5 protein-coding genes are annotated in these 7504 nt (G+C 38.4%); 1 reads left to right on the top strand and 4 read right to left on the bottom strand.

All coding sequences use genetic code 11. The annotated features are described in order from the left end of the window. A partial coding sequence (locus DSM02_RS17955; protein ID WP_449405357.1) for an NUDIX hydrolase occupies positions 1-439 on the top strand: 439 nt, incomplete at its 5' end. A 166-nt stretch (positions 440-605) separates the two neighbouring features. Here the strand turns inward: DSM02_RS17955 and DSM02_RS17950 are convergent. The 4 genes from DSM02_RS17950 to DSM02_RS17935 form a co-directional block, all read right to left on the bottom strand. Beyond that, a complete protein-coding gene (locus DSM02_RS17950; RefSeq protein ID WP_128766873.1) occupies positions 606-2135 on the bottom strand; it encodes a TolC family protein in 1530 nt (509 codons plus the stop codon). Between the two features lie 10 nt (positions 2136-2145). Further along, a complete protein-coding gene (locus DSM02_RS17945; RefSeq protein WP_128766872.1) occupies positions 2146-5337 on the bottom strand; it encodes an efflux RND transporter permease subunit in 3192 nt (1063 codons plus the stop codon). Between the two features lie 63 nt (positions 5338-5400). Continuing rightward, positions 5401-6543 (bottom strand): efflux RND transporter periplasmic adaptor subunit, encoded by a 1143-nt coding sequence (locus tag DSM02_RS17940; RefSeq protein ID WP_240674096.1) that lies wholly within the window; start codon positions 6541-6543, stop codon positions 5401-5403. 323 nt (positions 6544-6866) lie between these two features. Continuing rightward, positions 6867-7496, bottom strand: a complete 630-nt coding sequence (locus DSM02_RS17935; protein WP_128766871.1) for a low molecular weight phosphatase family protein — start codon at positions 7494-7496, stop codon at positions 6867-6869. Positions 7497-7504 lie beyond the last annotated feature (8 nt).

The following is a 7504-nucleotide window of genomic DNA, read 5'->3' as shown; positions in this document are numbered from 1 at the left end:
TCGTTTTCCTTTGTCGCGGGTAATTACAATAGGATATTATGCGCTGATTAAAGAAGAGGACTATGACCTTAAAGCCGGGGCAACAGCAGCTGAAGTAGCCTGGTTTAAAGTTTCAAAGGTAAAGGACTTGATCTATGATCACGCCCAGATCTTAGAAATTGGTCTTAAACGCTTACGCAGAAGAATCAAGCAGGAACCCATAGGGTTTAACCTGCTTCCGCAAAAATTCACGCTGTTACAACTGATGCATCTCTATGAAGAAATCCTTGGGAAAGAAATGGATAAACCCAACTTTAGACGCAAGATCTTAAAGATGAATCTATTGACCCCGCTGAACGAAAAAGAAAAAGATGTTTCGCACAGAGCCGCTAAACTCTATCAGTTCAACCCGGAAACCTATCAGCAACTCCTGGAAAAAGGATTTAATTTTGAGTTTTAAGATTCAAAACTTAATACATAAAAAGCCCTTACAGAACATTTTGTAAGGGCTTTTTTATATGTGAGAATTACTCGATACTTGAGATTTAAATACTCCGAGACGTGTCTCATTATAAATATGTATTGTTCAATTTAATGCTACGCGGGCTTGTTCTGAAGTAGTTTATTTATTTCCAGCCACCACCCAGGCTTCGGTACAATTCTATATTTGCAATGAGAATCTGTTTTTTAGTATTGATTTCATTGAGTTCGCTTTCTAAAGCATCACTCTGCGCAGTAATAACTTCAAGATAATTTGCAAACCCCCCTCTAAAAAGTAGCGCTGCATCTTTCAATCCTTTTTGAGTTACTTCAATACGCTCCTGAGCGATCTTATATTCTTCCTTCAATTTATTAATTCGGGTTAAGGAGTTAGATACATCTTCAACCGCGCCAATCAAATTATCTTTAAACTCTAATTGTGCAATTTCACGTTCGGTTAAAGCTACCCGATAATTGGTTTTCAGCTTTCTATTATTAAAAATAGGCTGAAAAATAGAACCGTTAAGCAATGCAAAAGCCGAGCTCACGGGATCCAGAAAATTGCTCAGGTCCATTGAATTCAAACCGAGTCCGGCACCAATAGAGAGCGAAGGATATTTTAATGCTTCAGCAACACCGGTTCTGGCATTTTTTGAGATGAGTTCATATTCTGCCATTGCAACATCAGGTCTGTTTTTTATAAGCTCTAACGGAATACCCGTTTTGTATCTTTTCTGAAATTCAATTTCATCAAAATCAACATTTAACGCAATAGGTCTGGGCGATCTCCCCAATAAGCGATTGAGTTTATTTTCTTGTACGGTGTATTGACGCTCAAGTTGTGGAATCAAAGACTTTGCCTTTAGTTGTTGCGATTTAGTCTGTTGAAGTGCCAAAGAGGTCGTCTCACCGGCGTCATACTGTAGCTTTACGATATTGAAGGTACTATCATTCAACGCATAGTTTTTCTGTGCAACTTCAACTTGAGACTTCAACATCACCAGATTATAATATGTTGAAGCAACTTCTGCAATAAGCTCAGTTTGTATCAGTTTTTTAAATTCCTGACTTTTCATAAAGTCTGCTCGGGCAGCTTCTTTTTGCCATCTCAGTTTTCCCCAAATATCTACTTCCCAATTCGCCTGAAGTGCAGAAGTATATTCTAGTCGTTCTGTATACAAGCTCGTTGGCACATTCTCGCCGTGGTTTCTTCTCGCCCGGTTAGAACCATAATTATTAAAGTTTTCAGAATAATATTCTCTTCCAAAACCTGCCGGAGTTGCATTTACAGAAGGTAGAAAGTTAGCTTTAGATTGCGCTAAATATTCTAAACCTATATCCATATTACGCATTGCTTTCTGTAAATCTATATTGTTTACTAAAGCAGTATCTATAAGCGCTACAAGCGTGCTGTCTTCTATAAAATCACTCCACGGAATACTAGACATCAACAAACTGTCTCTAATTACTGAAGCTTCAGCGAGAGAATCATTTAAAATAGAATCTTTTACATAAAACGCTTCAGAAACCTCTTCAAAATGAGGGCGCTCATATTTTTCACCCACTTTACAGCTTGCTAAAACCAGTATGCTTATTAGGAAGAAAGCAGCTTTATTCATCAGGTTTCTAATATTCGGTTTTCTCTTTTTTGTATATATAGTGCTATTCGTTTTCATAGTAGGTAGGTTAGTTTTCTTCTTCAATTTCTTTATCGCCAAATCGCTCTAGATTGTATTTATCGTGAAGCATCTGAAAGATATAAGCCATCACCGGGATCACAAAGATCCCCAATACAATACCACCTATCATTCCGCCGGCGGTACCTATACTCACAGAATGATTACCTTGTGCAGACGATCCTTCAGCAAACATTAGCGGGACAAGTCCCACGGTAAATGCCAGAGAGGTCATGATTATAGGTCTTATACGCAATTCACTTGCCTTAAGCACTGCATCAAAAGCAGATAAGCCAGAACGTCTTTTCTGCGCCACAAACTCTACAATCAGAATTGCATTTTTTGCGAGCAAACCAATCAACATAATGATACCTATCTGCACATAAATGTTGTTATCTAAGCCGGCTAAATTAATCGCAGCAAATACACCAAATATTCCTACAGGCAGCGAAAGCATTACCGCAAGCGGAAGTAAGAAACTTTCATATTGAGAAGCCAGGATGAAATAAACCAACAGAATGATGATGATAAAAACAATCACGGTATCTCCACCAGAATTCTTCTCCTCAAGACTCATACTCGTCCACTCATAACTCAATGTTGCCGGAAGTTTCTCGCTGGTGAGTTCTTCAATCTTCTTCATAACATCACCGGTACTATACCCTTTTGCAGGAGTTACATTAATCTTAGCAGCGTTATACAAGTTGTATCTATTAACAACCTCCGGTCCATAAGCTTGTTCTAATTTTACAAGCGTATTTACAGGTACCATCTCGCCTCTGTCATTTTTCACAAAAATGCTATTAAAAGATTCCGGAGATTCTCTAAACTGAATATCAGATTGCATATATACACCATACTGTCTGCTAAATCTATTAAAATCTCCTGGTTGTACCCGGCCAAAATATGATTGAACCGTAAACATCATATCTTTTACACTAACACCTAAAGCCTTTGCTTTTTCGTAGTCAATATCTAAACGATACTGTGGGAAATTAGGGTTAAAAGCAGTAAACGCATTACCCACTTCTTTCTCATTACTCAAGGTATTGATAAACTCATTTACAATCTGACCAAATTCTCCCAAATCCCCATCAGAGCGATCTTGAAGCATAAATTGAACCCCGTCAAAATTACCAAAACCTTGTATCGTAGGTCGTGGGTACATATTAAAATCGGTCTCATCTATCTGATTCAGTTTTGACAGAAGGTTATCTATCACTTCTGAAATTTCTGTGATCTCACCGCGCTCTGCAGCGGGCTTCAATTGAACATAACCTAATCCGGAAGACGGACTGTTAGCGTTATCAACTACGTTAAAACCAGACACGGTATTAACTCCTTTTACAGCCTCATCCAGTTGTAAAATGGAATCTGCTTTACGCAATGCCGCATTGGTACGGTGTAATGAAGAACCTTCTGGCATTTTCATAGAGAAAATCAAAAAGTTATCATCTTCTGTAGGAATAAATGCACTAGGAGTAATCTTAGAAAGAAAAACCGTTGCAGCAATTATCGCAGCAAGTGCACCTACACCCACCCATTTATGGATCAAAAACCAACGTACAATTTTTAGGTATTTTCCGGTGAATTTGTCAAAACCAGAATCAAATTTACGCAGTCCTTTACGACGCATTACTTTAGCCTTACGAATCTGTCTTATTTCAGAAACGGTCTTTGCCATTCCGCGTTTTTTCTTATCGCGCTTTTTCTTTCCGAAGAAAATCTTAGTTAAAACCGGAGTAAGGGTTAATGCGTTTATTGCTGAAATTAAAACCGCAAAAATAATAGTATAAGCAAACTCTTGGTAGAATACCCCTACAGGTCCGCTTAAGAATGCCACCGGAAGGAACACTGCAGCGATCACAACTGTGATCGAAATAATTGCACCCGTAATTTCATCCATTGCTGCAGAAACTGCTCGCTTTGCTGAAAGGCCGTGATGGGTCATTTTCTCATGTATGGCTTCCATTACCACAATGGCGTCATCTACCACAATACCTATAGCCAGTACCAGTGATAGCATACTCAAGACGTTCATCGAGGCACCAATAATATTGAGGAAAAAGAAGGTACCCAATAAGGAAACCGGAATCGAAATCGCAGTAATAATCGTTGCTCTAAAATCCTGAAGAAAGATAAAAACCACGATAAAAACCAGAATAAAAGCCTCTACTAAAGTGTGCATTACCTGACTCATAGACTCATCAATCTGGTCACGTACACTGTAAGTGATTTCATAATCTATCCCTTCGGGAAATAATTTTTTCTGTTCTTCTAGTATTTCGCGAATGCGCTCATCAATGGTTTTTGCGTTGGCCCCATTCATTTGCACAATATCTATAGTAACCGAAGCTTTACCGTCAAGTCGGTTTTCACTGGTATAGTTAGAAGCCCCAAATTCTACCCGGGCAATATCTTTTAAATGCAGTTGGGCACCATCTTCATTGGTTTTAATAACCAGATTCTCATATTCTTCAATCTCATTAAATCGCCCGTCGTATTTCATCACGATCTCAAAAAGCTCGTCTGAGTTTTCACCAAATTTACCCGGTGCAGCTTCAAAGTTTTGATCTTTTATCTGATTGAAAACTTCACGCGGAGTAAGATTGTACGAAGCCATTTTTTGTGGATTCAACCAGATACGCATCGCATAATCCCGCTGACGTAGAATTGAAGCTTCGGCTAAACCTTCAACCCGTTTTAATTCCCGACGTATGTTGATACGTGTATAGGCATTTAAGAAGGTCTCATCGTAGGTAGAATCTTTACTGAAGATATTGATCGTCATGATACTACCTTTCATCCGTTTGGTCACCGAAATACCAGCCTCAGTAACTTCCGGAGGTATTTTTTCAGTAATTACAGAAATTCTATTTTGAATATCTACCGCGGCCTGATCAGGATCGGTACCCGGCTTAAAGTAGATCGTAACACGCCCTCTACCAGAATTAGTAGCGGTAGAGTTTGCGTAGGTCATATTTTCGGTACCATTAAGCGCTTCTTCGATGGGAAGCAAAACCGATTTTGCAACGGTTTCTGCGTTACCACCGGGATAATAAACAGCTACACTCACACTGGGAGGCGCAATCTCGGGGAAACGTTCTACGGGTAACGAAGTGATACTTGCAGCCCCAGCAAGCACTAAAACTATTGTGATAACCAGCGTAAAGACCGGCTTTTTTATGATTTTTTTGAACATAGGTTAGTTGTTTCGGTATTGATTAAATACGAAATAGTCTATTTGAAAAATGTTAGGTGTAATTTACAGACTGCTGGTTAACTGACCGCGTTGTATGGGTTTAACCTTGATTCCGCTAGCCAGTTTATCGATCCCGGAAAGCACAATACGATCGTCTGGAGATAAACTTTTTGCATCTACAATGTAGTTGTCTCCTGAGCGTCCTTTAGTTATAATTTCGCGACGTTGTGCCAGATTGTTTTCATCTAAAATAAATACGAACTTCTTATCCTGAATAAACGTAGTTGCACTTTGGGGAACCAGAATCGCATTAGGATAAATCTCTTCCATCAAGATTTTACCGGTATTACCAGAACGTAATAACGTATCAGGATTGTTGAATTTTGCACGAAGCATAATAGAACCTGTAGTACGGTCTATCTGACCAGAATTAGCATCTATCTGACCGCTGTTCTCGTAAATAGAACCATCAGCTAAAACTAATTTTACCTCGTCGTTAACCCGATTTGATAAAGTGTCGTTTTTTGCACGTTCAAAGTATAAATAGTCCGACTCACTCATAGAAAAGTAAACATAAATATCATTTACGTTAGACAGGTTAGTAAGCGGTTCAGAATCTGTTTGCTTCACAACGTTTCCTATAGACTTGGGAATACGCCCCATAAAGCCATTTACAGGAGCTTTAATGGTTGTAAAGTCGAGATTGATACGCATGTTTGCAGCTTGTGCCTGCGCTTGCTGTAATGAAGATAAGGCAACCTGATAATCTGCTTTTACAGATTTCATGCGCACTTCAGAGATCACTTCATTATCAATAAGTGGTTGTAAACGCTCTACATCACTTTGAGCCTTTTCTAATTTTGCTTTTTCAAGATTTACATTAGCTACCGCATTTTTATAATCTTCCATATACGGTTGACTATTCACTTTAAATAAAGGTTGTCCTTTTTTTACAAACTCACCTTCATCAACATATATTTCTTCTAGAATACCATCAACCTGTGGGCGAATCTCAACAGATTCAACGCCTTCAATAGAGCCTACATATTCAAAATTCTTAGCAGCACTGGTTTCTTTTAAAGAAACAACGGGTAGAGGTAATCCTTCATCTTTAACTTCTTCTTCTCTACAAGAGGTTAAAATTACAAGGCCGAATAGCAAAGCAAAAAAACTGAAGCTACGCGGAGTGGTATACATATTTTTCATTTCATTTTTTATTTAGGTTTCCATTTATACTTAACCAATAACTAAACCTAAATAAGGAAGGTTTCTTGTGATGCTTGCGTTACAGGGGTTTAGCGTTTTCATCGAAAAATAAGTTTGTACAATGCCACAAAAAAAGTGTAGAATTTCTCCACAGTTTTGTGGAGAAATTCTGCGAAAAATGAAGTGTTTTAAAAACGATAAAGCATCTAGAAAACGTTGTCGTTGTTGAGTTTAGCCTCTTTTTTACAATGATTTTAAAGTGTATATGAATTAAAAAAACCGCCTGAGTGCGGTTTTTTTAATTCTGAAAGCAAAGAGATTTTTTAATGAGTTACCTGTGAAAATACAAATAGCATTTCGGTTGCGATTTGAAGACTGCGTTCTTTATATTTTTCACCTTGTAATGGGCTATGGTCAAAAGCTTTTGGATCTTCAAAAGTTATAGGAATACGTTTTGTTGCCCCGGTAACAAACGGGCAAGCCTCATTAGCCGAATCACAGGTTAATACCGCTGCAAAATCTGATGATGGATTAAAAGCATCATCTATTCTTTTTGAAAACCCGATAATAGGAGGTTCATTTTCACCATACTTTATACTATGTACCGGATTCTCACCTGTAGAAAGAAGGTTGACCTGAAAACCAGCTTCTTTAAGTGTCTGTGCAATCACTGGGAATAGGGCAGTGGCTTCAGTTCCCCCAGAGTAGCACGTCACGTCTTTAATAGCTAAAAAACGAGCAATAGTTTGCGCCCAGACTTGAGAGAGGTGACTGCGTCTCGAGTTGTGCGTGCAAATAAAGTTGATGCGAATTTCGTCCTGAGCATTTACTTTAGTTTGAATAAAATCTACTAAAGGTTGCAGAACTGCCTTGCGGTCATCAGAAACGCTCTGAATATCTAGTTGATTAATGGTTGCTGTAAGCTGTTTAAAAACTTGGGTTGTAGTGCTCATTTTTTATA

Source organism: Leeuwenhoekiella polynyae, assembly GCF_004104075.1.
Lineage (GTDB): Bacteria > Bacteroidota > Bacteroidia > Flavobacteriales > Flavobacteriaceae > Leeuwenhoekiella > Leeuwenhoekiella polynyae.
Note: the sequence above shows the minus strand (reverse complement) of the source record. Positions and strands in the feature narration are given on the sequence as shown.